We start from the raw sequence: 24,510 nt of genomic DNA, 5'->3' as shown, positions 1-24,510 counted from the left end.
GGTGACCGAGGAAGAATTAGAACACGCCCTCCAACTTATTAACAACAGACCAAGGAAATGTTTGGGATGGAAAACTGCTCACGAATCATTTGAAGAAGAAGTGTCGCACTTGGATTGACAATCCGTCATGTAAAATCCTCCTGGTTTTTGAAAGTTATTAATAAATAGATTTGATCTTATTTATTACACCGATAAAAGAGTTATCCCCCATGCCATACGGCAAGCGAATACAAGGTGTGAAAAGTGCGGTTAATGTAAGTTCCTTTTTATTCAAAAAACTCACTTATTATTAATAGTCATAGCTTTGGGGCATGTCTATATTATGTATTCCTGAACAAAGAACCGATATCTAATTCGTCTCAAATCATTGCCTAATCCTCTCAAGACGATTCCAATTCAACAAACGAATGCGTATAATCATATAAAACACTCATTAAGGAGGGGCCGATGGTTGAAGAAATAGAAATCAGACAAAAAAACATTACAAAACTGATTAACCGCTATTGTAAACAACCAGGAGTATCAAAGACGATGATTCCTTCTTTATACCTTATTCGTTCGGATAAGATGCTTGAGCCAGCCTACAGAGTATTTAATCCTTCCTTTTGTTTTGTTACTCAAGGGTTAAAAGAAATCTACCTAGCTGAGGAACGCCTGGAATATGGCCCGTCGAATTACCTGATAACCTCTATGGATCTTCCGGTAATTGGGCAGGTAATAAAGGCTTCACCTGAAGTTCCGTATTTGAGTTTAAAACTTGAGATTAATCAAAATGAAATTTTAGAGGTGTTGAAAGACGCTAAAATTCGTTCCAAAACAAAGGAGAATGCTTCAAGAGCCATGTTCGTTGGTCAGATTGAATTATCGTTATTGGATGCCGTGCTTCGTTTGGTTCAATTGCTCGATTCTCCTGGGGATATTCCGTTTCTTGCACCTATTCATAAGAAAGAGATCATCTATCGACTCCTTCAGGGGCAATATGGGCGGGCGCTTGCACAAATTGCAATGGAAGGAAGTAACACTTATCGTATCAGAGGAGCAATTGATCAAATTATCCAGCATTATGATCAACCTTTACGAATTGAAGAACTTGCAGAAGTTGCTAATATGAGCACTTCTTCGTTCCATAGACATTTTAAGGAAATCACTAACATGAGCCCGCTTCAATTTCAAAAACACCTTCGGTTACAAGAAGCCCGGAGTCTTTTATTAATGGAGTCAGGGGATGCTACTGAGGTTGCGTATCGGGTTGGTTATGAAAGTGCATCTCAGTTTAGCCGTGAATATTCTCGGATGTTTGGATTTCCTCCAAAGGCGGACATAAAGCGACTAAAGGAAAAATTTGAGCCAATAGAAGCAAATACAGATCAAAACCTCATTGGAACATCCTAAGTGTGAAAAGTGAAAATCTATTGATCACAGAAAACTCATCCTAATAAAAACGGTAGCTGTTCTTATTCCAGCTACCGTTTTTCGTTACCGAACAATACATGAGTTCACTCAATCGCCGATAGACGCTATCCTATATTACAGAGAGGATAAGGCAATGAAATGAGACAAATAGGATAACACTTGTCCATCCATTTATTGCATAATAAGGGGTAGATAGATAGTGCGAATTGAAAACAAATGAAAGAGAGGAGAATTCTAATGGAATATGTGAAACTTGGAAACACAGGTTTAGATGTATCTAAGCTTTGTCTTGGATGTATGGGTTTTGGTGATGCAAAGCATTGGGTTCATCCATGGGTGCTTGATGAGGCAGATTCTCGAACGATTATAAAAAAAGCCTTGGATAAAGGTATTAATTTTTTCGATACAGCAAATTGGTATTCACTAGGGAAAAGTGAAGAATTCCTAGGTCAAGCCCTCAAAGATTACGCAAATCGTGATGAAATTGTCCTCGCAACCAAGGTTTGGGGCCGCATGCATGAAGGTCCAAATGGTGCTGGGCTTTCTCGAAAGGCAATCATGAGTGAAATAGATAAAAGTCTTAAGAGATTGGGAACGGATTATGTAGATCTGTATATCATCCACCGATGGGATTACAATACACCCATTGAAGAAACGATGGAAGCATTGCACGATATCGTAAAAGCAGGCAAGGCAAGATATATTGGTGCTTCTGCGATGTTTGCATGGCAGTTCCAAAAGGCATTACATATAGCGGAAAAGAATGGATGGACGAAATTTGTGTCCATGCAGAATCATCTTAATCTCATTTACCGTGAAGAAGAGAGGGAGATGCTGCCTCTTTGTAAGGAAGAAAAAATTGGGGTGACTCCATATAGCCCGCTCGCATCCGGAAGATTGACGCGTGATTGGTCAGAAACTACGCTTCGCTCCGAAACCGACCAAATTCAAAAGTCTAAGTACGATGGAACTATGGATGCTGATCGAATCGTAGTAGAGCGTGTTGCATCTATCGCAGAAAAACTTGGTGTTCCCCGTACTCAGATCGCTCTTGCTTGGCTGCTGCAGAAAGAAACAATAACTTCTCCTATTATCGGAGCGACGAAGATATCTCACCTTGAAGTCGCGGTAGAATCTTTATCGGTTACATTATCACCTGAAGAAATTGAGTTCCTTGAAGAGCCATACGTACCACACCCAATAGTAGGTCACAATTAATTTTTTATAGTAGGTCACAATTAATTTTTTGATATTTAAGTAAGTCTATTAAATCATTATAACGAAACGTAGACGAATTCCTGAAAATCATTCATCCCATAAATGAGATGGATGGTTTTTCTTTGTTTTCGTGTCATTTTCATATTTAGTTATTATTAGTTGGACAGAAGGGGGTACTAATCTATAATAGGAATAATATGTATTTTCATAGGGGGAGAACTAGTATGTTAAAAATGTATACAGACCCTAAAGGTGAAGCTTATAAGCAAGTTATAGATTTAGCAATACAGAATTCGGAATGTTTTGTGCTGGGTTATAAAATGGGGGATTTGCCTAATGAGAATCAAAAGTATCAAAGTGTACTGGAAGAATTGAAACCTTATTTAATGAAAACAATCGTGATACAAAACAACAATAGGGAGGAAGTCATACAAATAAGAGAAGCATATCGCAGCCATGCCTTTTATTGTTCGGGAACCTACTATTTTTATAAATCATGTGATGAAAGTGGTATCTTATTAAAGAAATTTGCAGGAAGCCTATCGGATTGGATTTTCCCCAATTTACCAGAAGACTTGTGCTTCTTAAAAAAAGATGGCGAAGACTACCTTTATTCCGTTGTCCATGAGGGTATGTACGGGATAAATGTGTCAGAGAACGAAGCGATCGAGCTGATGGATCAAATTACAGGACTTTTCATAGAAATAGAGGCACACCGGGACTTCAATCGTCTGCTGGATGATGCTATTAAGCAAAAAACAGATCGGCTATATATAAGTGGATATAGACTGAAGAAGCTGCCAGATCGAATCCGCGAACTTACAGAGTTACGATGGTTAGAAATATTTGAACAAGATCTTTATCGGTTACCTCAAGGATTGTTCGAGTTAAGTAAGTTAGAAAGTTTGAGGATCATGACAGCAGACCTTGAAAGCATTCCGGGATCCATTGGTAAATTAAAGAACCTAAAAGAACTGCAAATCAGTTGTGCTAGTTCAGATAGACCGGATTCCACTTGGCGGATGAAATCAAAGGAAGAGATCAGTTTAAATCGTATTCCTCCTGAGATTGGAGAACTTGAGCAGTTGGAGCAGCTAACGATCAATTACACTTCGATCCATGAACTACCAATTGAGTTAGAGAAACTCAAGCGACTCAGGTCTCTAAACATAGAAAATTGTATGATAGATCAGAAACCTGCTTTTCTTCAACGGATGAAGCAGCTAGAGTATGTAAATGTGTCAAGGAATTCAATCTTCGAAAGTCTTGCTTTGATTGAATATGAAATGGATTAAAGAATGTTTGAAAACCCGAAGATAGGGTAATTAAAGATATAGATGTTATATTCTATGTCTAATCATGAAGTAAATTGAATTGGATGGATGGATGTAGAAGCATGATGTGCAGTCAAAGAAAAACAAGGCCAGGCCTCACCTATGAAGAAGGGAAGACTGACCTTTTATTTATATGGCTGTATCTTGGATATCGTTAAGCGATATGTGGTTCAATAGCTTGATGGTAACTGTATAGAGATTCGTCAATGATGGTATGCAAGAAAACGGGATCTATGTCCCATAGTAGTAATTCCGCATAACGCCAAGCATTCTCTTCAATACGCAGCCGGATTTCGGCTTGTTCAGATACAGTGAGAGGCCCATCAAGAAGGCCTGATAGATGTTTCAATTCTGCATCCTCAGCATGACCCAATTCATGAGCTAGAATGACGGAAATATATGAATGTAAGGGAGCGAGTGAGCCGAATAACATTCTGCATTGCTCCATAATTTCTTTTTGATATAAATACACGGTATGACTACTCATGTGATATTTGCCACCAACGAGGCGATTGTCCGGGAAAGTGGATTCAATCTGGACAAGCGCACGGCTACCCGAGCGTTTTAGCAGCTCAGTTACAGCCTGATTAAATAATTCTATGTTCAGTTTGGTTCACCTGTCTTCGAAGTAGAATGAAATTCTTTAGCAAAAAGTACCGACATTGCTTCTTTCGTATAAATAGTATATATCAATTATAGAGCCAAATGTATAAAATTTTAAATATTTTTTTACATATGAGGGGTAGAGTGTTTTAGGGTCCATCACCAATCGAATCACCTTAGAGAGATGATTCCGCCAAGGGGATTAGAATTTAAACAGAGCAATTGGTCAATGCGATCAGTTGCTTTTTGGTATGTTAACTTTCCAAACAGTGTGAGAAATAAACGTATGACTTGTATAAATTTCATATAAATGAAGCACCGTATATTAAAAAAGGATGTTTCATTTGAAAATCAAACAATGTGTGCTTCTTGTCGTCTTAATGAGTGTTCTTTTTAGTATTCCAACTCTTTCGTTTGCTTCAAATCCAGATGTTAGGGAAAAGCAGCTAGAGGAAGCATTGTTGCAACAGCTTCATTCAAACATAACTGGAGCACTCAAAAGTATTTATAAAACAGAATATGTTATGATTGGATGTACAGAGATATCAAATATTCAGCAGCCCGAAGCAATGAGAGATCAGAGTGAAAAAAGAAGCGTAAATGTAGATGCAATGAATGGTGGGAAATACTTCGAGCTAACTATAAGCTTATGTAGAGTAGGACCCAAAGAGGACAACGTCGAACTATACTTTAAGAACGATACTGCCGGGGCTAATTATTATTTGGTCGATTATAAAATTATTACTGGCGAAAACAGTCAGAAATTAACCGAATAAATACATACCAAACATATAATGGGAGGCTCAGCATGAACAACGAAAATAAAGAGTTGTCACCAGAACAACGTGACGAAATACTCGGAACATTAAAAACTCGTTTTGAGAAAAACATGAATCGCCACGAAGGACTTGAATGGGCAGCAGTAGAAGCAAAACTGGAACGGAATGCAGAAAAACTGTGGTCACTTTTTGAAATGGAAAGAACTGGCGGTGAACCTGATGTTACTCTTTATGATAAAGAGACGGGGGAATATTTTTTTTGTGATTGTTCGGCAGAAAGCCCTAAAGGCCGCAGAAGTGTGTGTTACGATCGGGCCGCTTTGGAATCAAGGAAACAACACAAACCGCAGAATAGTGCTATGGATATGGCAGTTGAGATGGGGATTGAGATTCTGACAGAAGAGCAATACCGGGAGCTGCAGAGACTTGGAAAATTTGATACGAAAACATCGAGCTGGGTGAAAACACCTGATCATATTAGACAACTCGGCGGTGCCATCTTTTGTGATCGTCGCTACGACACTGTTTTTGTGTACCACAATGGTGCAGATTCTTATTATGGTGTCAGAGGTTTCCGTGGCTCGCTGAGAGTCTGAATTTGTGTTTTTATTTTCTAAGGCTGTTACGATGAATCAATGGAGTTATCCGGAAAGAAGTAGATAGTCCCATTAGAAGTCGCCTATATGGCGACTTTTTTCGCGTTGCTTTTATAAGTAGTAACGAGCGGGATAGTAAGTCTTTATCCGACTACAATTCCTTGTATGAATGCGATCAACAAATAGTTATCGAGCCGGGGTCATAATTCGTTAATAAATATATGATTCATGTCTCTTATAGCTATTGAGTTAGAGAAGGGTTAAGCTTATACTCACAGATAAAGAAAGCGATTACAGTAATAGAAAGCAGGTGATCCTTCTCCTCTTTGTAAGCTTCCCCCTCAATCGTATCCTCGAGGCAATGTTCTAACAGATATCACAGAGAGAGGAATGTATTTTTTTACCTTTGTAAAGAGAACCATCGAATAGCAGCTTACATCTTCGTGATCCATTCATCATATGGTATACGTCAAAAATATGAAAAAAGGACTTGGTATGAATAATAAAAAGAGTTTTCCTTTATGGGCAATGCTGATGTCTTTGGTTTTAATAGCAGGCGTTCTTTTTGTAGTGGGTCCCATCCTTTCAGCTGAAAAGCAGAAGAAGAGTAAAATGCAAACTTATGTAGAAAAAATGCAGCCAGGATGGAACCTCGGAAATACGTTTGATGCAACGGGTGATGAAACATCTTGGGGAAACCCACTGACCACCAAAGAGTTGATCGCTGAGATTGCCGAACAAGGGTACAACAGTATCCGCATTCCAATTACGTGGGAGCACCGTATGGGCGATGCTCCTGACTATACGGTTGATCCGGATTTTATGAGAAGAATTGAGGAAGTTGTAGATTGGTCACTGGATGAAGGTCTTTATGTCATGATTAATATCCATCACGACTCCAGCGAATGGGTGAGGTACATGGATACGAATCATGATGAAGTATTAGAGCGATTCAATGCCTTGTGGACACAAATAGCAGATCATTTCAAAGATCATCCCAGCAAGTTAATGTTTGAGAGCATTAATGAACCTCGATTCTCAGAGGATTGGAATAAAGATGAACCTGGGTATTTTACGATGCTTGGTGAATTGAATGATTCATTTCATCACATCGTGCGAACTTCTAGTGGGAAAAATAAAAAGCGCCCGCTAGTTATTCCAAGTATAACGGCCTCTGCTTCCGAAGCCAGATTAGAGGAACTATACAAGACAATAACCAGTTATAACGATCCTAATCTGATTGCGACCATTCATTATTACGGATTTTATCCTTTTAGTGTCAATATGGCGGGAGCAACTAAGTTTGATGAAGCCGCTCAGAAAGATATCATGGATACGTTTGATCGGACATATGAGCGGTTTACGAAGGAAGGTATTCCGGTCATTGTAGGTGAGTTCGGGCTATTGGGCTTTGACAAGTTTTTGGGGACCATCCAGCACGGAGAGAAACTGAAATATTTTGATTTTGTAAATGATTATGCCGGTCAAAAAGGGTTTACAACGATGCTATGGGATAACGGTCAACACTTTAACCGCAGGGAGTTCAATTGGTTTGATGAAGATTTGTATGCTGTTATCAAAGCTGGTTTCAAAGGTCGTTCCTCCCATGCGATGTCTGATCTTGTCTATCTGAAGAAGGGAGAGAATGTTCAGGACGTATCCATTCCTCTTGAGCCGAACGGAAACGAATTTCAAAATGTAAATATGAACGGAAAGACACTAATGAAAGACCAAGATTACACAATTCATGAGAACATACTCACTCTAAAAGCCAATTTCCTTGGTCAGTGGTCTGATACTGCTTATGGGAAGCAAGCAGAGCTCAGTATCAATTTCACCTCAGGAGCCGATTGGAAACTTAACATGATTACCTACGATGTACCTGAGCTAAGTGAGGCGTCTGGATCTTCGGATGAACTGATCATTCCAGTACAATTCAATGGAGATGAGCTGGCTACGATGGAATCCCTGTATGAGGATGGGCGAAATGCAGGGCCAGCGGATTGGACTTCGTTTAAAGAATTTGGACACTCATTCGTTCCATCCTACGAGACAAATGAGATCAAATTAACAAAAGCTTTTTTTGATGAAATCAAAGACGGGCAAGTGACTTTGAAGTTTCATTTTTGGAGTGGCGAAATTATAGAGTACATCATTGAGAAAGACGGAACTACGGTAACGACCATTAAATCATCCTAAGGAGGATATATTATCTTCAAGGGAAGAGGTCTGAATAAGACCTCTTTTTTTGCTGTATATCATTTCGAACTTCAATGGGAATCCCAGACCAAAAATCAGTCAGGAGCACTGCAAACGTCGCTAAATTATTATTAATCTTGTTGAATGGAGGGGGTTTTTCGCAGCGAATTACTTGTAATTGGAGAAGTATTGTTTAACAAATTGGAGAAAATGAACAGCCGCTTGAGATAAATAGTGTTTTTTGTTCCAGGCAATTCCAAACGTTCTTATACAAATGGGCTCAATAATCTTTAGTTGAACAGTATCTTTGTTATGAACCCTGTTTCCAAGTGATAAAGGAAGAGTAAGAGTTATACCAAGCCCCATCTCAACTAATGTTAGGATCGCACTTGTTTCTTCTAGCTCAAAGGCTACATTAGGTTCAAATCCTGCCTGACGACAATATTCATCCGTAATATCTCGAAAGCTAGTTCTAGGAGGCAAAGAAATAAAGGGTTCGTTAGACACTTCACTCAAACGAACGCTTTCTCTTGAAGCTAATCGATGGTTCTTCGGAACGGTTAAGCTCATTTCTTCTTCTACTAAAGTCAGCCATTCAATATCGGGACCGATGATCGGAAAGGTGGATAGACAGAAATCAATATTAGATTTGTCTAATTCCATCTTCATTTCCGTGGTAGAGTTTAGTTGACGCTGGGATATGCGGACATCAGGATAAATCGCCAAAAACTCCTTTAATAGTGTTGGCATAATGTGAGGAAGCATCATACATAACGTAAGATGGCCTCGATGTAATCCGGCCATTTCTCTAATCTCCGTTTCGCCTTCTTCTAATGCACGAAATGCCTCTTCAATTTTATCTAAGTAAACTTTACCATACGGATTTAATTTCAAATGCTTCCCATGTCGGTCAAATAAGGGTACACCTATTTTCTTTTCTAAACGTTTAATAGCGTTGCTTAGAGATGGCTGAGATACGTTTAACATTGCGGACGCCTTCGTCATGTTTTCATATTGGGCAACGGCTTGAAAATACTTTAATTGCAGGTATTCCATGCATATCCTCCATATCACATCAATGTAATATATAAATCATATAATTAGTATTATACATGATAAAAAATAGTATGTATAATAATTTACATATCATTATCATACAGCTTAGAAGGATGGGGTAGAAATGTCGGAAAAACGACAGAAGATATGGACGAAAGATTTCGTCATTATTTGTTTAAGCAGTTTTTTTATGTTCCTTACTTTTTACGTTTCAGCTACAGCTTTTCCACTATATTTACGAGATAGTTTAAGTGGTAATGCACAGCAAATGGGATTAGTGATTACCATATACGTTATTGGAGGAGTTATTATTAGGCCATTTTCCGGTCTGTGGGTAGATCGTTTCGGTAAAAAGAATCTTGCGCTGATCGGGATGATTATTTTCTCGCTCGCTTGTATTGGCTATTTCGGTGCAAAAGGTATCGCTCTATTCTTATTCATTCGTTTTGTACATGGCATGAGCTATGCTGTTGCTTCAACGGCAACAAATACACTAGCAGCTACGATGATTCCATACACTCGAAAAGGAGAAGGTATGGGATACTTTAGTATGTTTATGAGTATAGCCATGGTTATTGGGCCTGCTTTAGGCCTATTGCTGTGGAAAGATCAAAACCGGATGCTGCTTCTGGCTGCGATTAGTGTTATAGCCCTCATATCTTTGCTATTAGTACTTCCACTAAAAGATAACAGCCGCTCTAAAGAGGATAAGAAGCAACTTGCTTCCGCAAATAAATTTCATATCAAAGACATCTTTGAAACAAAAGCGTTACCCATCTCGATTGTTGGATTTATTCTGGCGTTTTCTTATAGTCCTATTGCGGGATTTATGGCACCTTTCACAAATGAGATTCATCATTCTGAAGTAGCTGGTACGTTTTTCATTGTTTTTGCAATTATGATAGTTATTTTTAGGCCATTGGTTGGTAAACTTTTTGACAAGTATAGCGAGCATTATTTGTATTATCCGGGCATTATTCTATTTGGGGGCGGATTGCTCCTTTTGAGCCATGCACATTCAGGAACTACTGTGCTGATATCTGGAGTATTTATGGGGATCGGTTTTGGGGCACTCTTTCCTTGTTTCCAGGCACTTGCCATGAAGCTTTCCCCCGCACACCGAACAGGAGCTGCAAATGGTACATTTTTTCTCCTTTTTGATTTGGGATATGGGGTTGGATCCTATGTAATGGGCTCTATCAGTTCCCATACGAACTATCGCACGATGTTTACAGTTGCTGGCATTGTCGCGCTGGCCTCTATCGTATTTTACTATTTTATTCATCATAAACGATTAGTGCCCATGGAGAGAATCAATCAAACATCTACCGAAGTTGTTGAATAACGCATAAGTAAAAGTGGATAGTAACAGAATTGGTTTACATAGCTGTGAAGCGAAGTAAAGAGACTAGTATAGTACACGAATATTATACACATACGTTTACGTATACGTGAACGTATGTGTATTTTTGTATAAATAGAAGGAATGCAGAGGATGTAGCTTATTTTGAAGAGTTCAACGTGGACGGCTCGCCGAAGATGTCCGCTAAGCGGCAGTTCCGTTTTGAAAAAACAAAAAAATTCACCTTTTAAAAAAGATATTACATCGTGATTTTTGCAGGGGCAAGATATAATGAACTCGAACTTTAAACAAAGTAGTTATAACAACAGTAACCAGAAGGGAGGCAATCGGATAATATCGAGCTCGGCTACACTTTTTCATCATTTTAGAAAGCGCTTTATTTATTATTATTTTTATTATTAAAGGAGAATCAGTATAGTGGGGAAAAAGAAGCTAATTTCGATTCTTACAACGGCTGCATTACTTTTGAATTTGATGCCGGCTGGGCTCATATTTGCAGAGGAACAGCCCAAAGAACTGGGAAGTGCGAATAACCCAATTATTTGGGCTGATGTGCCTGATCCCGATGTCATTCGTGTGGGTGATGCCTATTATATGACCAGTACGACGATGCATATGAATCCAGGCGTTCCGATTATGAAATCGGTTGATCTAGTACATTGGGATATTGTTAATTATGTATATGATATTTTGGACGAAACCGATAATCAAAGATTGAGTAATAATGAAAATGAGTATGGAAAAGGCTCCTGGGCTAGCAGTCTCAGGTACCATAACGGTAAATATTATGTAGTGTTTTCTTCCAGTACAACAGGAAAGACATATATTTATCAAACGACGGATATCGAAAATGGACCATGGACACACTCAACGCTCCCTTTTTATCACGATATGTCCCTTCATTTTGATGACGATGGACGAGTATATCTCGTATATGGAGGCGGCGATATTCGTATTGTCGAGCTGAATTCGGACGCCACTGCGGTGAAAGAAGACGGAATGAATAAAATTATCATTAAGGATTCGAGTCTAGTTGCAGGACCGAATGTGGGACTTCAAGCTGAGGGTGCCCATATCCAAAAAATAAATGGGAAATATTATATTTCTCTAATTACTTGGCCGAGCGGCGGCATGCGAACACAATTGGTGTTCCGCTCTGACACTATTGACGGCCCCTATGAAGGAAAAGTTGTACTGAAAGATGAGGGCATTGCTCAAGGTGGACTGATCGATACGGTTTCAGGAGATTGGTATGCCTTTCTTTTTGGTGACCGTGGTTCCGTCGGACGTATTCCTTACTTAGTTCCCGTCACATGGGAAAATGACTGGCCGGTATTTGGTGTCAATGGCAAAGTCCCTGCTGAAATTTCTCTTCCATTACATAAAGGGGAATCCAATATCGTAAGTTCTGATGAGTTCTATAATCGCTCAGCACGATCAGGTCTCCCATATACTTTTGAAGACAGCGACACACTAGAATTATCTTCAGAACTCTCGGAAGCAGATTTTCTTGCGACGGCTGGAGGATCTTCTGGGAGGGAACTGTTAGTTAACGGTGGAATCGAGAGTGGTGTTGAACCTTGGACTGGGAACGGCACAGCCTCCGTATCCGTTACTAATGATGTTTATGGCAGCGGCGCATCAGCTCTGAAAACGACGGGGCGGACAGCGACTGGAGATGGTCCAATGCAGGTAATAACGGGTAAAGTAAATACGAATGTCACGTACTCCTTCTCTGCGAAGGTAAGGTATGATGAAGGGCCAGAGCAGAAACAGTTCAACTTCAACATACAGAACGGTCCGAGCTGGCAAGGAATTAAGGTGCTTGGTTCGGCTGTGATCAACAAAGGAGAGTGGGGAACGGTCCAAGGTACGTACACGCTTCCTGCGGATGCCGATTTATCTCATACCTTTATTTTTATTGAGACACCATGGACCGCGACTCCGGATCTAAACACAGATCTGATGGACTTCTATGTCGATGACATTTCTTTTGCAGATACCTCGGTCTCGGAGCTTATTATCAATAGCGATATTGAAAGCGGTATCGAACCTTGGACCGCTAATGGCGCAGCATCTGTATCTGTTACTAATGATGTATATAACAGCGGTGTTTCAGCGTTGAAGACGACCGGACGCAAGGCGACTGGAGACGGACCGATGCAGTTGATTACCGGAAAGGTGGATACCAATGTCACTTATTCCTTCTCTGCGAAGGTAAGGTACGATGAAGGGCCAGAGCAGAAACAGTTCAACTTTAATATTCAGAACGGTCCGAGCTGGCAAGGAATCAAGGTGCTTGGTTCGGCTACGATGAAGAAAGGGGAGTGGGGAACTCTCCGAGGCACGTATACGCTCCCTTCAGATGCGGATTTATCCCACACTTTTATTTTCATTGAGACACCATGGACCGGAACCCCGGACCCAATCACAGATCTAATGGACTTCTATGTTGACGACATCTCATTTACAGCTTCGTCCGCTCCCATTCCGGATACTCAAAAACCAGGAGAGAGTGAAGATAATGGCTCCAATCTAGGGCTTTCGTGGCAGTGGAACCATAATCCAGATAATAACAACTGGTCGTTGACCCAGCGTTCCGGATTCTTACGTCTTACAACGGGAAGAAAGAGCACAGGAATTCTAGACGCACGCAATACACTGACACAAAGAACGTTTGGACCGGAAAGTTCAGGTTCCATTGCCATTGAAACAGATCATATGAAAGACGGAGATGTAGCAGGTCTTGCCGCTTTCCAAAAAAATTATGGTTATGTTGGTGTTAAAAAGTCAGGAACCTCTAAATCGATCGTAATGGTTAACGGGAGCGGTGAACAACCGAAAGAAGTTGCCAGCATTCCGCTTGCTGAGGATCGGGTTTATCTGAAGATTGATATGGATTTCAAAAAGCAAACAGACAAAGCCTATTTCTATTACAGTCTTGACGGAGTAAGTTGGACAGCAATTGGAGAGCAGCTGCAAATGTCGTATACCCTGCCTCATTTTATGGGGTATCGTTATGCATTATTTAATTACGCTACTAAAACGGTAGGCGGATACGTCGACTTCGACTATTTTAGAGTAGACAACAAGATGACAGGAACAGGGGAGTCAGCTCCCATTCTTACAGCGAGTCTGGATGATGTCTCGGACGTTCTAGGCGTTCCGAATATAGAATTCGAAGTTCCGGTAAAAATGGAGGCATTGCCTGACGGAACCTATAATGGAATCTCTGCTTCCTTCGATATTCCTGATTTTGTATCCGTAACCGAAGTATCATTTCATACAGACAATATTAGTGGTACACCATCCTACTCATTTGCTGACCGCAGACTGGAACTGAAAGTATCCGGCAGTAACGTGAATTTTACGAATACCTCATCTGATCTGTTCGCTACGATTAAACTGAAAATGAAAGATTTTGTTCCAAAGGATCAAGCGGTTAAAATCCGAACGGATTATATCAAAACAGAAGGCGGCAATGTGGTTTACAACGTGAGTGAAGCAGTGGCTACTATTGATTTGAAGGCTTTGGACACAAAAGCTCTTGCCAAAGTACCTGGATATGCGAATCCGCTAGTCAGTCATAAATTCGGCGCAGATCCATATGCGCTTGTCTATAACGATAGAGTATATGTTTATATGACAAGCGATGCTTTTGAATATGATGCAAATGGAAACCTGAAAGATAATAGTTATTCCAAGATCAACACAATCAGTGTCATCTCATCAGATGATATGGTTAACTGGACCGATCATGGAGAGATTCCCGTAGCAGGTCCGAATGGCGCTGCGAAATGGGCTAATAACTCTTGGGCTCCTGCTATTGCCCATAAGGTAATTGAAGGAAAGGATAAGTTTTTCTTGTACTTTGCTAATAATGCTTCCAGCATTGGTGTCCTTACCGCCGATAGTCCAATCGGGCCATGGACTGATCCGCTGGGGAAATCATTTATTAATAGCAGTGTTCCAGGAACAAACGGGGTAGTGTGGATGTTTGACCCGGCTGTTCTGGTGGATGACGATGGAACGGGTTATCTGTATTTCGGTGGTGGACTTCCCGGTGGGAGTAATCCGACTGAAGAGCAAATTGCTCATCCGAAGAGCGGCAGAGTAATTCAATTGGGTGACGATATGATAAGCACAGTAGGGTCAGCAAAACTCATAGATGCTCCTTATCTTTTTGAAGATTCCGGAATTCACAAATATAACGGTAAGTACTATTATTCTTATTGCTCCAATTTCGCCGGCACACATCCGGAAGGTTCGCCGCCGAAAGGAGAAATAGCGTACATGGTCAGCGATCATCCGATGGGACCATTTACTTACGTCGGAACCATTTTGCAAAATCCAAACGTGTTTTTCGATGTTGGGGGAAACAATCACCATGCCATTTTCGAATTTAAAGATCAGTGGTTTGTTGCCTATCACGCCCAAACCCTTGCTAAGGCGATGGATAAAGCAAAAGGATATCGCTCTACACATATCAATAAAGTGGAGTTTTATGAGAATGGATTTATTAAACCGATCAAGGGAGATATGGAAGGAGTGGAACAGTTAGCTGCTCTAAATCCTTACCAGCGCACCGAGGCAGAAACGATGGCATGGCAGGCCGGGATTATGACGGAGAAGTCCTTACAGCCTGGAAACATGGTGGACAGCATCAACCTTAATATAACGGATGTAAATGATGGAGATTGGCTTGCTATTGCAAACGCAGACTTCGGTACGAGTGGACCAGGTGTTTTTGAAGCTAGCGTAGCAACAACCACTGGGGGGACAATTGAAATACGACAGGACAGTCCCGTCGGTGATGTCATTGGTACGCTTGATGTGAAGCCAACGGGCGGCGCGAATCAGTGGAAGACGCTGAAGACAGACGTCAAACCGGTTACCGGTGTTCACAATATCTTCTTTATGTTTAAGACAAAAGGTCAGGATTCCCTTCGAATGGATTACTGGCAGTTTACGAAGAATGATATCGAACCGGAAGTGATTCCTCTGGAATCTGTCTCCATAATAGGAGAAGCTACATCTGTTAAAGTGAACAGTTCACTTACGTTTGATTCTCAGCTGAATCCAGTTAATGCGACAAATCCAACATACCGCTGGGAAGCATTTAATAATCTTGAGATTACAGGTGACAGTGATAAAGAGACGGTAAATGTAAAGGGAATCTCAGCTGGCAATGGCACGTTGACTTTAACCGTTACCGCTGGCGGCAAAGAGATTACTACTCATATTACAATTAAGGTAAGCACCGAAGACGAAGGAAGCGGTACGCCGACTGTTCCGGGTCCTACCCCATCTACACCAGAGCCATCGGATAGACCTTTGACTCCAACAGCGCCACAGGCAGCATTACCTGTCGGTAAGAATGATGCAGAAATAAAAGTTGGCGACAAAGAAGTGGACTTGGGTACGATCGGCACGACTACGCAGCAAGACCAAAAAATAACGACAATTGAACTTGATCAGAAAAAGCTGGAAACTTGGCTCTCTTCAGCGAATGAGGCCGATGTGATTGCCGTTACGGTTAAGGCAAGCTCAGAGCGTGTAATTACTCAATTTAACAAGGATGTTCTAAAAGCCCTTCAGGATAAGAAGATCGTAATCGAACTACGGACCGACCTTGGGATCTTCAAGGTTCCTGCTTCCAAAATCAGTTTGAATACCTTGGCGTCATCAGGGGATGGAACGAGCACAAAGACGATGATTCAAATCGAGATTGCTGTTCCAGCAACATCAATGACCAAGGTTGCAGAACAGGCAGCAGAGGTAAAAGGCTTTAGGCTTAGCTCGGATCTGCTCGACTTTAAAATTACAACGATACAAGGAAATAACGTTACAGAAGTCACTCCACTTAATGGATATGTGGAGAGAATGATTCCACTTTCGGATAATTCATCAGCTAATCAGCTATTCACCGGTATTGTGATCGAACCAAAGGGTACAGTTTATCAGGTGCCGACTCAAATCGTTACAGAGAATGGAAAACGTTACGCGAAAATTCGCAGCTTGACTGGCGGCACCTATGCAGTGGTCACGAACTCGGTAGAATTTACGGATCTGACCTCGCACTGGGCAAAGGATAGCGTCAACAATCTCGGCTCTCGGATGATTATTGACGGAACGGGAAGCGGTTTATTTCATCCAAATACGGAAATCACTCGTGCTGAATTTACTGCACTGCTAGTACGGGCGCTTGGACTTCGATCAGAGCAAGGAGAACTTGCGTTCACGGACGTAAAGACAACGGATTGGTTCGCTGAACATGTGAACACGGCACAAACATACGGCCTTATCACTGGGTACGAAGATGACACTTTCCGGCCTAACGAGAAGATTACACGGGAACAAGCCATGCACATTATTGCTCAAGCGATGGAAATTACTGAGCTTAAGAGAACGTTGGCAGAACGGACAGTGGAAGAGATACTAAGCAGTTATGAAGATGCAAACCGCATCTCTAGCTGGGCAAAATCGGGTGTGGCAGATAGCTTACAGGCAGGCATTGTCTCCGGAAGAAGCGCACGGGTTCTAGCTCCCAAAGCGTATATTACCCGCGCTGAAGTGGCAAAATTGACTCATGAACTGATGAAAAAGTCAGAGTTGTTTTAGAGTGATGTAATCAAGTTATAAAGTAAAATCTATAAACAAAGGCAAAGGGCAATCCCAGTTAGGGAATGCCCTTTGCCTTTGTTATTATGTTTACTTATCAATTTCTGTGATTTCTGTATTAATAAATTCTGGTAATGTTTTATCTTGTGATAGACTGCGCAAGGTGTTAATGATCGCTTGGCCCCAGTTCTGCTCATTTTGGGAGATGATGCGGGTAATTTGGCCGTTTTCGAGGGATTGATTGACATAGGGAGTAAGACCGAGCGCGACATTATATCTTTTTAGCCCTTTGGCTTTCCAGACTAGAACCGAACTTGAACTTGAAACGAAGTCCAGGTTGATCAGCGCACTGAAGTGCGGGTGAGCCGATATCATTTCTTCTAACTGCTGGATGGCTTTTTCTTCGCTGGCATGGTTATGGCGAACTTCGAGCACGTCTATTTCGGTATACTCTTCCAAATAATCCTGAAGACCTTTTAGCCGCTGAGTTAATCCAAGCATTTGCGGCATGCCAGACTGGACCAGGACCATGCCTTTGCCGCCAAGCAAATTGTCTACGGTTTGGGCAATTATCGCACCTGTCTTATAGTTATCCGCACCGATAAATACATTCCGCTTACTGGACGGAGAGTCCGACTCGAAGCATATCACAATGATTCCGCTGGACACCGCTTTGTTGATGACGTCAATTAGAGCTTCGGAGTCAACCGGGATAATAGCTATGCCATCAACCTCCTGCTTGATCATCATCTCCATGATTCGAATCTGTTGCTCTAAGTTTGCTTCATCTGGCGCTTGAACGATCAGTTTAATGTTATGATCACTGGCTGAGGCTTCCGCATTTTCCGTTATCATCTCGTATGTGTCGTTTACCATAGGATAGATGATGCCAAAGGTTAGCTCGGGAACGTCTTTTGAAGGGAGCGAAAGAACCTCTTCATTCTGATTCCAAGTGTCCATTGTAGTTCGAGTCTCCATACATCCACAGAGAATAAATGTGATTCCGAGCAGTAACGTCAGCGTCGGAACGGCTTTGAATCGGAAATTCACAAGCGATCTCCTTCTTTCGCAGTGGTCGCAACTGACTCACCATCACGGCCGTGTTTGCGGTATTCCATTGGTGTCATTCCGGTCACCTTCTTGAACAGGTTAGAGAAGTAATGTTGATCACTGTAACCTACTTGAAAAGCAATCTCGAAGGTTTTGTAGCGGGTTGTTTTTAGCAGCACTTTCGCTTTGCCGATCCGCGTGGCGGTTAAGTACTCAGTCATGGTCTGCCCGGTTTCTTGGCTGAAGACCTTACTGAGATGGCTGGAGCTGACTCCAATCTGTCTTGAAGTTTCATGAAGGGAGAGCTGGTCATTGTGATAATTCTGCCGAATATAGAGTTTGACTTTTTCAATTAACTCTCCATACTTGTCAGACCCTTTAGACCGCCAGACCCATAGCTGTTCATATACTCGAAGTAAATAATCAAGGCACTCTTCAACATTTGAAATTTTCCGAATTTCCTTTTGCAACTCATGTATCATTTCTGCTTGATTTCCTTCTGTGCGGAAAGTTAACTTTGCGGTCTGGACTAATTCGAGGGTAATGTCGTTGACCAGGTAGTAGGCATACATCTGTTGAAAACTTATCTGACGAAGGCCAACCCCAAGCTGACGAATAAAAGAGGGCGCCTCTTGGGAATTACCTACCTTTAGAAACTCAATTAGGCGGTAGCGGTCAAGCAGCACACTGCCTGGTGTCTGGTCGATCGAGGACTCAATCAGAGCTGCTTTGTTCTGCTTCGATAGCTTCTTTATCATTCGGTCATCTTCGGCCTCTTGGAAGGAAAGATGTATACCTTGAAGGCGTTCGTGGACGCTTCCGCAGCTTACGGACAGTTGCAAACCAAAATGGATACTTTGTTGTTCCAGTACTTGAATCAGAAGATCGATTCTGGTTGATATTTGATCCGGAAGGCTGTCCTTTAGAATGATCACCGTTTCCGTACGGCTGCGCCTAAAGTAATAAATTTCAGGGTATTCAATCAGTGTATTCGTAACAATTAGCTCCGCTGCTTGAATCTTAGAAGTTACAAGATTGGATTCGTCCAAGATGGATGGAATAATAGATAAGATAACGACAGCATAATAAGGGGCTATAAGCTGCAGATTCAGCTCAGCAGCAGCTTCGATCGCAGCTCCTGTGCCAATTAGTCCTCCGCAAAGGTCGGCATATAGCTTATCAGGACTATACATATTCTTCTGTTTCAATCTATTTTCTTCATCAATTCTGGTACTGACAGCATTCAGCAACTGGAGTAGTTCCGCGGCGCTGACTGGTTTCAGGCAGTAATCCTCGACGCCAAGCCGAAGTGCTGTTTGGGCATAATGAAAATCATCATGTCCACTTAAGATGATAATTTTGATGTCAGGAAATCTTTGCCTAACTACGGAAGCCAGTTCGAGTCCGTTCATAAAAGGCATTTTAATATCTGTAATTAGAATATCTGGTACTTGTCCTTCAATGAGCGGCAGTGCTAACTCTCCGTCAGGAGCATCACCGGAATATAAGAAACCTTCCTTCTTCCAATCTATAGAATCCCGGATGCTTTCACGAATCAAAATTTCATCATCGACGAGTACGATCTTCTTTATAGTCAGTTCCCCCTGTTCTTAGGTATTCGTACAAAAATGGTTGTACCGGCACCAGCGATGCTTTCTAGTTCGACTCCGTATTCACTGCCGAAATAAAGTCGTAATCGTTGATGTACATTCTGTAGTCCGAAACCTCCTTCGGCGGGTTCTTCTTCCTCAGACTGGAGTGGTTGTTCGAGCTGTTGTCTTAACAAAGCTAGTCGGTCTGTTGGGATTCCTATCCCATTGTCCGTAACGGTAAGAATAACGGCCGTTAATTCCAAATAACCTCCAATGACAATAAGGCCTTTCCCTCTTTTATTTTTAATCCCATGATACAAGGCATTTTCTATCAGTGGCTGAAGAGTCATGTTTAAAATCGGGTAATCTAAAAGTTCAGGATCGATTTCGATCCGATATTCAAGAATATCCCGGTATCGCATCTGTTGAATGACCAAATAGCTGTTGGCATGAGCTAATTCAGTGCGAATCATTACCCAGTCCCGACCTTTGTTTAAGCTGATTCGGAACAGGTCAGATAATGCCTTAACCAACTGGATTACACCATCGTTTTTGCCCGCTTCGGCCATCCAGATAATTGAATCAAGTGTGTTGTATAAAAAGTGGGGATTGATTTGAGCTTGTAGTGTTCGCAGTTCTGCTTTTTGCAGCTGCTGTTGTTTCCGTATACTTTGTTCCAAAAGTTCTTTTATCTTCTCCACCATAATGTTGAAGCTTTGTCCCAGATCCGCGATTTCATCCGTTCCAATCGGTTTGACTTTAGCTTCAAGATAACCGCTTGCAGTAAGCCTCATTTTATGCTGAAGAAGCTGGATAGGCCGGGTTAGTCGCTTGGTCAGCAAGTAATGAAGAGTAATCGCAAATACGATACTGAGCACTACGCTAAGTATGATCAGCTGCCTGATGCTGTTAGCTTCGGCAACGATCTCCTGTAGTGGAGCGATACCGATAATCGTCCATCCAGTAGCAATAGAAGCAGTATGTACGATAAATCGTGGCTGACCGCCCGTTCGCAGTACATATCCGTCTCTACTGGACTGATCGGGAAAAGGAAGGGGCGTATTTTGAATGATGTTCCTGTCATCGTTCCCTATGGGAGGGACAAAAATCGGATTGTTATGCTGATCAAGAATATAAAAAAATCCCGTCTTGCCGATCTTTACCTGATCGCAGAACGTCTTAATAAACGAATCGTCTAAATCCACTGTAATAAACCCAATGACTTCATGGGTAATTTTTTGCTTGACTGCTGCCATAATTGAAATGACTCCCCGATCTTCATAAGTAAAACCATCGATTTGATCAAGGCTGTTCATTTGCGCGGATGGAATTCGCAGCACGGAATCAGGGTTCTCAGCAAGCGTCTGAAAATGTTGATTCCGCAGGGGATTCGTATTGGACTGAAAAATCCCTCTGCGTTCGCTGATCCCTTTTCCATAAAGATTAATCAAGCTAATATTGAGCACGCTTTCATATTTGTACGTGTCTCGGTAAAGAGAAAAAGTACGAAGAATATCTTTGGCTTCCTTATAAGTCTCCGACTGTGAGAGGAGAAAATGGATAACCTTGGGGTTATTGCTTAGTTCCAGAAGCCTCTCGGTATCTATAAACAAATTATCAATATTTGTCCCTAGCATATCAGCTTGGAGCATAGTGGAGGCTTTACTGTGGCTTGCAACTGAATGGTAGGATTTCTGATATGAAATCATTCCCACCGTCATTAGCGGTATGGTGGTGAGGACAATAAACAAGGCCAATAGCTTTGTCCTTAGGCTTGACGAAATCCATCGCTTCATCCTCATCAGTTTGTTCCTCTCAGGGGATATGGTTCTAACAACTTATAGTGTATACCAACTATGATCTATTCGAAAGCAGAAAAAGAAAGCGCAACCAAATATTATACTTTTCAATTAAAAAATTACACTATGAAGAACAAGATTGTGATGAAAATCAAAAAATAGGAAACAAACGCAAAAGACAGTCCATATCATGTTGTTTTGTAAGCGGTTTATAATTAGGCCAACGCCAAGGAATGGTGATTGATGAGGGGGAGAACAACAGTTATGAAGAGATTTGGAAGAATAAGTTTAGTGTTATCGTTAACCTTGTCCATGATGATGCTTGGAGCTTGTAGCAGTAATAACGGCGGAGGTGCTGCAGAGGAGAACTCTGGCAATCCCGGAACAAAATCAACGAACAGCATCACGCTCGGCTTCTCTCAAGTAGGAGCAGAAAGCGGCTGGCGCAGTGCAAACACAAAATCAATTCAGGATTCCGCGAAAGAGGCTGGATACACCTTAAAGTTCTCGGATGCACAGCAGAAACAGGAGAACCAAATCAAAGCTCTTCGTTCATTTATTCAGCAAAAAGTGGATGTCATTTCTTTCTCACCGGTCGTGGAATCCGGGTGGGATACGGTACTTAAAGAAGCCAAGGATGCAGGAATCCCAGTTATCCTAACTGACCGGGCTGTTGACTCAAAGGATACTTCGCTGTATGTGACGTTCCTCGGCTCTGACTTTGTAGAAGAGGGGCGGAAAGCAGGTCAATGGTTGACTGAGCAATATAAGGATGCCGCTGAAGATATTAATATCGTTGAACTACAAGGTACAACTGGTTCTGCTCCTGCAAATGATCGGATGCAAGGATTCAAAGAAGTGATCTCCAGCAATCCAAATCTTAAGATTATTGCTTCCCAAACTGGCGATTTTACACGGGCCAAGGGGAAAGAAGTTATGCAAGCTTTTCTAAAAGCCCATAAAGATATTGATGTTTTATATGCGCATAACGATGATATGGCGCTTGGTGCAATTCAAGCTATTGAAGCTGCCGGGTTGAAGCCTGGAGAAGATATTAAAATTATCTCAGTTGATGCGGTTAAGGACGGAATGCAGGCTGCCAGCGAAGGGAAAATCAACTTCATAGTGGAGTGTAACCCGTTGCTCGGACCTCAGTTAATGAAGGTGGTTCAAGATGTTGTCGATGGAAAATCGGTTGAAGCCCGTATTGTGACTGAAGAAACGACGTTTACTTCAGAAGAAGCCAAGGAAGCCTTGCCGAACCGCCAATATTAAACCTAGCATATTCAAAAAAATGTTTACATCGCCACTCCGCCCCCCTTCTTAGCCAGCGGAGTGGTAGTAGTTTCATAAGCCAAGGAGTGGATGAAGATATGAGTGAGGTAACACCCTTATTGCAAATGACCAACATACATAAACGCTTTCCTGGAGTCAAAGCACTTTCCGATGTAAGTCTCCGCCTCTTTCCTGGAGAGGTTCATGCGCTGATGGGTGAGAATGGTGCAGGAAAATCCACGTTGATCAAAGTACTGACCGGGGTGTACTCCATCGATGAAGGGACTGTTGAGATGGAAGGTAACCCGATAAATATTCACAGTCCGTTAGAATCACAGGCGGCCGGAATCAGTACGGTGTACCAGGAAGTCAATCTATGTCCCAATCTGACAGTGGCTGAGAACATTTTTATTGGGAGAGAACCGCGTAAACTAGGCCGAATTTTTTGGAAAGAAATGAACCGAAGGGCAGAAGAGCTACTGAAGGATCGCTTGAATCTGGATATAGATGTAGATCAGCCTCTATACATGTATTCTGTGGCTGTTCAGCAGCTGATTGCGATTGCCAGAGCTTTAAATATTTCTGCGAAGGTTCTGATTCTGGACGAACCAACCTCGAGTTTGGATAAAAATGAGGTTGAGCAATTATTCCTTGTATTGAGAAAGTTGAAAAGTGACGGCCTTGCCATTCTTTTTGTCACTCATTTTTTGGATCAGATGTATGAGATTTCGGATCGGGTGACTATTCTTAGGAATGGTGGATTTGTAGGTGAATATCTGGCGGAAGATTTAACTAGGCTTGATCTTGTTTTGAAGATGATCGGCAAGGAACTGAATTTGTTGGAAGAGCTGCCTGTTCTGTCAGGAACGAATAAAGATAAACCAAGCGAGGAGCTCCTCAAAGCTGAAGGTCTTGGTCGAAAGGGAGCAATTGAGCCATTTAATCTGACGATCAATAAGGGAGAAGTAGTTGGCCTTGCAGGTCTTTTGGGTTCTGGCCGCACCGAAGCAGCACGGTTATTGTTCGGAGCGGATAAGGCCGATACCGGCAAGCTGAAGTTTGCTGATGGAGGAGAAAGCATACATTCACCGCGTGATGCGATTCATCGGCAGATTGCCTTTTGTTCAGAAAATCGAAAGACGGAAGGCATTATCGGAGACCTTACGATCCGGGAAAACATTGTTTTGGCTTTGCAGGCCAAACAGGGCTGGTTCAAGACAATATCCCGCAAGCGACAGGACGAAATTGTGGATGAATATATCCGCATTCTAAATATTAATCCTCCCAATCCTGATCATCTGATCAAGAATTTAAGCGGAGGGAATCAGCAAAAGGTATTACTCGCCAGATGGCTTTTGACGGAGCCGAATTTGTTAATACTGGACGAACCGACCCGCGGTATTGATATCGGTGCAAAAGCGGAAATTCAGAAGCTGGTATTGTCACTTTCACGTGAGGGAATGTCTTTTGTATTTATTTCTGCAGAGCTGGAAGAGGTAATACGCGTCAGCGATAAAATCGCCGTGCTGCGTGACCGCCATGTAGTAACGGAAATTTCAAATAAGGATATGAACCAGCATACAATCATGCAGGCGATTGCAGGGAGTTGAGA

General features: G+C 41.8%; 15 protein-coding genes and 1 pseudogene. 11 read left to right on the top strand and 5 right to left on the bottom strand.

The window, feature by feature from the left end; genetic code table 11:
• The 4 genes and pseudogenes from PV403_RS13415 to PV403_RS13400 form a co-directional block, all read left to right on the top strand.
• Positions 1–118: pseudogene (locus PV403_RS13415) on the top strand (IS30 family transposase); the annotation flags it as partial.
• A 329-nt stretch (positions 119–447) separates the two neighbouring features.
• Entirely contained in the window at positions 448–1,392 is a 945-nt protein-coding gene (locus PV403_RS13410) for an AraC family transcriptional regulator (protein WP_332084983.1), read from the top strand.
• Between the two features lie 258 nt (positions 1,393–1,650).
• Entirely contained in the window at positions 1,651–2,631 is a 981-nt protein-coding gene (locus PV403_RS13405; protein ID WP_332084982.1) for an aldo/keto reductase, read from the top strand.
• A 224-nt stretch (positions 2,632–2,855) separates the two neighbouring features.
• Positions 2,856–3,926 (top strand): leucine-rich repeat domain-containing protein, encoded by a 1,071-nt coding sequence (locus tag PV403_RS13400; protein ID WP_332084981.1) that lies wholly within the window; start codon positions 2,856–2,858, stop codon positions 3,924–3,926.
• A 193-nt stretch (positions 3,927–4,119) separates the two neighbouring features.
• Here the strand turns inward: PV403_RS13400 and PV403_RS13395 are convergent, their stop codons facing one another.
• Positions 4,120–4,452 (bottom strand): hypothetical protein, encoded by a 333-nt coding sequence (locus PV403_RS13395; RefSeq protein ID WP_332084980.1) that lies wholly within the window; start codon positions 4,450–4,452, stop codon positions 4,120–4,122.
• 460 nt (positions 4,453–4,912) lie between these two features.
• Between PV403_RS13395 and PV403_RS13390 the strand changes: the two genes are divergently transcribed.
• From PV403_RS13390 to PV403_RS13380, 3 genes are all read left to right on the top strand, one after another.
• A complete protein-coding gene (locus tag PV403_RS13390) occupies positions 4,913–5,344 on the top strand; it encodes a hypothetical protein (RefSeq protein WP_332084979.1) in 432 nt (143 codons plus the stop codon).
• 32 nt (positions 5,345–5,376) lie between these two features.
• Positions 5,377–5,943: a DUF4256 domain-containing protein gene (locus tag PV403_RS13385; protein WP_213532415.1), complete on the top strand. Its 567-nt coding sequence runs from the start codon at positions 5,377–5,379 to the stop codon at positions 5,941–5,943.
• A gap of 495 nt (positions 5,944–6,438) precedes the next feature.
• Entirely contained in the window at positions 6,439–8,142 is a 1,704-nt protein-coding gene (locus PV403_RS13380; RefSeq protein ID WP_332084978.1) for a cellulase family glycosylhydrolase, read from the top strand.
• A gap of 168 nt (positions 8,143–8,310) precedes the next feature.
• Here the strand turns inward: PV403_RS13380 and PV403_RS13375 are convergent, their stop codons facing one another.
• On the bottom strand, positions 8,311–9,198 hold the full coding sequence (locus PV403_RS13375; protein ID WP_332084977.1) for a LysR family transcriptional regulator: 888 nt from the start codon (positions 9,196–9,198) through the stop codon (positions 8,311–8,313).
• Between the two features lie 124 nt (positions 9,199–9,322).
• Here PV403_RS13375 and PV403_RS13370 point away from each other — a divergent pair, with 124 nt between their 5' ends.
• Positions 9,323–10,543: an MFS transporter gene (locus PV403_RS13370; RefSeq protein WP_332084976.1), complete on the top strand. Its 1,221-nt coding sequence runs from the start codon at positions 9,323–9,325 to the stop codon at positions 10,541–10,543.
• A 435-nt stretch (positions 10,544–10,978) separates the two neighbouring features.
• Positions 10,979–17,182: a family 43 glycosylhydrolase gene (locus tag PV403_RS13365; protein ID WP_332084975.1), complete on the top strand. Its 6,204-nt coding sequence runs from the start codon at positions 10,979–10,981 to the stop codon at positions 17,180–17,182.
• A 90-nt stretch (positions 17,183–17,272) separates the two neighbouring features.
• Here PV403_RS13365 and PV403_RS13360 read toward each other — a convergent pair whose 3' ends face one another.
• From PV403_RS13360 to PV403_RS13350, 3 genes are read right to left on the bottom strand one after another with little or no spacing between them, the layout of a single operon-like run.
• On the bottom strand, positions 17,273–18,232 hold the full coding sequence (locus PV403_RS13360) for a sugar ABC transporter substrate-binding protein (RefSeq protein WP_332084974.1): 960 nt from the start codon (positions 18,230–18,232) through the stop codon (positions 17,273–17,275).
• Positions 18,229–19,815 (bottom strand): response regulator, encoded by a 1,587-nt coding sequence (locus tag PV403_RS13355; protein ID WP_332085003.1) that lies wholly within the window; start codon positions 19,813–19,815, stop codon positions 18,229–18,231. Before PV403_RS13355 ends, PV403_RS13360 begins: the two co-directional genes overlap by 4 nt.
• 11 nt (positions 19,816–19,826) lie before the next feature.
• Positions 19,827–21,626, bottom strand: a complete 1,800-nt coding sequence (locus PV403_RS13350) for a sensor histidine kinase (RefSeq protein ID WP_332084973.1) — start codon at positions 21,624–21,626, stop codon at positions 19,827–19,829.
• Between the two features lie 261 nt (positions 21,627–21,887).
• On the opposite strand from PV403_RS13350, the gene PV403_RS13345 reads away from it, so the two are divergent.
• Positions 21,888–22,898 carry an ABC transporter substrate-binding protein gene (locus PV403_RS13345; RefSeq protein WP_332084972.1) on the top strand — a complete coding sequence of 337 codons (1,011 nt, stop codon included), beginning with the start codon at positions 21,888–21,890 and terminating at the stop codon, positions 22,896–22,898.
• A 98-nt stretch (positions 22,899–22,996) separates the two neighbouring features.
• On the top strand, positions 22,997–24,508 hold the full coding sequence (locus tag PV403_RS13340; RefSeq protein WP_332084971.1) for a sugar ABC transporter ATP-binding protein: 1,512 nt from the start codon (positions 22,997–22,999) through the stop codon (positions 24,506–24,508).
• The last annotated feature ends 2 nt before the right edge of the window (positions 24,509–24,510 follow it).

The organism is Paenibacillus sp. GYB006 (genome assembly GCF_036577645.1).
In the GTDB taxonomy this organism is placed as follows: domain Bacteria; phylum Bacillota; class Bacilli; order Paenibacillales; family Paenibacillaceae; genus Paenibacillus.
This window is presented reverse-complemented; position numbering and strand designations above follow the sequence as displayed.